We start from the raw sequence: 2,990 nt of genomic DNA on the forward strand, positions 1-2,990 counted from the left end.
ACGATCCACGGAAGCTGATCACCCTTCCTCACGCCAAGGTCAACAGCCAGATGATCAACAGTATTCCAAGATCATTATGTTAGGAGTTCTTAGCCTGCTCCGCAGCTTGGGCATGCACCGTGCTGAATCGGCGAGGCAAGGGGGTTGAGGTGGAGGTCGGAGATGTGGCGGCCTGGTTTTCTGCCGGGGTGGCGATCATCGCGGCCGTGATCGCGATGAGCAACGCGAACTCAGCGAAAACGCAGGCGGGGGCGGCCCTGAAGCAAGCCGCCGAAGCCGAGAAAGCACGCAAGGCCGCAGAGACCCAGGCTGACGAAGCGAAGAAGGCAAGGGAGGCCGCAGAGGCAGGCGTCGAGCAGGCACAGCGGAGCGCCGAAGCTGCCGAACAACAGGTCGCCCTCATGCGCAACCAGTTGGCAGCAGCCGAGGCCGACCGCCACGAGCAGAACGCCCCGCAGTTCGTCGTCACGTGGAACCCGACCGGAGACTCCTACGGTGAGGACGGAGCCTGGTTCTCGATCGCCTACACCTCCGGGCCACCGCAACTGGACAAGGTCACGGTGGCCGTCATACCCGGCTCCGAGGCCGAGGGGCTCGCCTTGCACGAGAGCGAACGACCCGAGCACTTGTCGATCGAGCTGGCGCCGATGTACGCCGGGGTCGCGTGCAAGTTCATCGCGAGGCTCAACGTCCAAATCGACTCGGATGTGGTCTTCCTCGTCGGCGCCGCGTCTGAGACCGGGTCCTGGGAAGGACGACCCGTGATGGCGATCCACGACGACTACTAAGTCTCTACGAAGGCTTCGGAGCGAGAAGAGCCAACCATGCAAGAAGTAGCAGAGACGGCGCCGCTGTTCGACACGGGCGACAAGATCGCGCTCGGGGCCGCGATCGTCGCACTGATCGCGATGGGCATCGCCATCTGGCAGGCCTACGAGGCGCGGCAGTCCCGCAAGGCGACACGGGACCAAGCCGACACCGCCGAGAAGGCATTGGGTGAGACCAAGAGGCAGAGCGCGGCGGCCGAGAAGTCCGCCACGGCAGCGATGCTGTCGCTCGGCGCAGCAGAACGCGCTGCGTCCGCATCAGAAGAACAGGTGCTCTTGGCACGGCAAGCCGTCAAGGCGGCCGAGGCGCAGGCGCTCGCGGCACAGCGGGCCAACGAGATCGCGCTGCTCCAGGACACCAACGATCAAGCTGATCGCGACGAGGCGGCCAAGGCCGAAGCACGCCAGATCCGCGGCGCTCTCGCGAACATGGGCGGCCTGTCGCTGACCGTGACCAACCACGGCAGCGAGACCGTTCACGACCTGGAGCTTGAGCACGTTGAAGCGATCGGGTTCCCCGAACTGACCTGGCGGGCCAACCCACGAACCATGCCGATCCGGTCGATTTGGGACACCATCAGCCCCGGACAACAGCGCACCTTCTTCATCGACTTCACGGACGCTGACGGCAACGCACACCGCGCCCCCAGCAGGGAATACCGCTACACACTCAGCTACACCAACAACAGCGGGCGATGGCGACGTGTCGGCAACGCCGATCCGACGCGAGTCGAACAGGTAGACGACCGCGCTGCTCGGGCCGCACAGGAGCTTGGCGCAGCCTCGGACTCTGACCGTGCGCTCCGGCTCCTTCGCGTGCTGGCTGACCGCCTTGCAACAGGGACCCCGATCAACATCAACGCCCTACCTGAGCAGCTCGACCTGTCCGAAGCGGTTGTACAGCAGGCTTTGCGCCGACTACACGAAAGAGACTTCATCAACGCGTTGACGGGGGACGACAAGATCCTGTCGGTGCGCGAGATCACCGCCTCCGGTCAGGATGCATTGGAACGCAGCGGCTTCTGATTCGCGGCATGGGACCGTCTCGGCCGAACTGTCGATGCCGAGTCATCCCCCCTCGCCAACTTCAAGATGCACCGAGCTAGCTCGGTGAGGTAGGAGCCGGAGTGGAAGTTGGAGATGCGGCGGCCTGGTTCGCGGCCGGGGTCGCAATCATCGCGGCGGTGATCGCGATGAGCAACGCAAACTCCGCGAAGACGCAAGCGGGAGCAGCACTCAAGCAGGCGGCCGAGGCCCAGAAGGCGCGCGAGGCGGCCGAGGCTCAGGTGCTGGAAGCGCGCAACGCTGTGAAAGCCGCCGAGGCGCAGGTGGAGATCGCCAAGGCGGGTGTCGAGCAGGCTCAGCGCAGTGCGGCAGCGGCCGAACAGCAGGTTGCGATCATGCGAGAGCAACTGGCGGCGGCCGAGGCGGAGCGCAACGAGCGCGACACTCCCCAACTCACCTACGACTTGCAGAACACCGCCGGTCAAGTGTGCGGTCTGGTGATCACATTGGATAGCGGCCCCTCAACTCTCGACATCGAAGTGCTGCGGCTAGGAGTCCGCCGGGCTGCGGAGGGCAACGTAGGGACTCCCATCGAGAGCCCGAGAACCGGTCAAATTCACAAGATCACACCGGGTGGTTCGTTCACTGTGGACATCAACGTTCGTGGGTGGTCGGAGCCTATGACCGCACAGCTCGATCTCAGGTGCACCGAACCGAAGACCAAACGGCATTGGGACCTGTCGAGGACAGTGAACATCCCAGGACCTTCCCGGAATGGCCGCGTCACGTTCGAATGTTGAGGGCCTTGCCTGTCAACGAAGCGGCGGCCCCCTGCCCCTTTGCCAGACGAGGCGCGAGCCGGTCATGCGGGACGGCCGCAACAGCAACTCGTCCATGCGGCCGAGGACAGGGAGCTGACCGACTTGGACCTGTAGATGATCGCGCGCCCTGCCAACGAAGTCGTCATCACTCACGACGAGAACGACCTCGTGAACGCGGAGATCATCAAGCTGCCCAAGGTTCTCGCGCCACCGGCAGCGGGTCGACGGGTCGGCGAACCCGGTCGCGTCACTGACCTGGACGAGATCCAGGAGGCCGTGGTGGAGCTGTACGGTGGCGAGGTGGTCCGGCCCACGAGACGAGCGGGTCCGCACACAT

Annotated in this window: 4 protein-coding genes; all 4 read left to right on the plus strand. The window is 64.6% G+C overall.

Annotated features, from left to right (window positions below; translation table 11 throughout):
* Positions 1–149: 149 nt before the first annotated feature.
* A complete protein-coding gene (locus ACFWGZ_RS40500; RefSeq protein WP_382456888.1) occupies positions 150–788 on the plus strand; it encodes a hypothetical protein in 639 nt (212 codons plus the stop codon).
* Between the two features lie 36 nt (positions 789–824).
* Positions 825–1,853, plus strand: a complete 1,029-nt coding sequence (locus ACFWGZ_RS40505) for a hypothetical protein (protein ID WP_382456889.1) — start codon at positions 825–827, stop codon at positions 1,851–1,853.
* 101 nt (positions 1,854–1,954) lie between these two features.
* Positions 1,955–2,632: a hypothetical protein gene (locus ACFWGZ_RS40510; RefSeq protein ID WP_382456890.1), complete on the plus strand. Its 678-nt coding sequence runs from the start codon at positions 1,955–1,957 to the stop codon at positions 2,630–2,632.
* Positions 2,633–2,767: 135 nt separating this feature from the next.
* On the plus strand, positions 2,768–2,990 hold a 223-nt coding region (locus ACFWGZ_RS40515), incomplete at its 3' end, for a hypothetical protein (RefSeq protein WP_382456891.1).

It is taken from the genome of Lentzea sp. NPDC060358 (assembly GCF_042725365.1).
Taxonomy (GTDB): Bacteria; Actinomycetota; Actinomycetes; order Mycobacteriales; family Pseudonocardiaceae; genus Lentzea.

Excerpts from the sequence above, each read along its gene's own strand:
- ACFWGZ_RS40505 (WP_382456889.1), top strand. The coding sequence starts at position 825 with ATGCAAGAAGTAGCAGAGACGGCGCCGCTGTTCGACACGGGCGACAAG.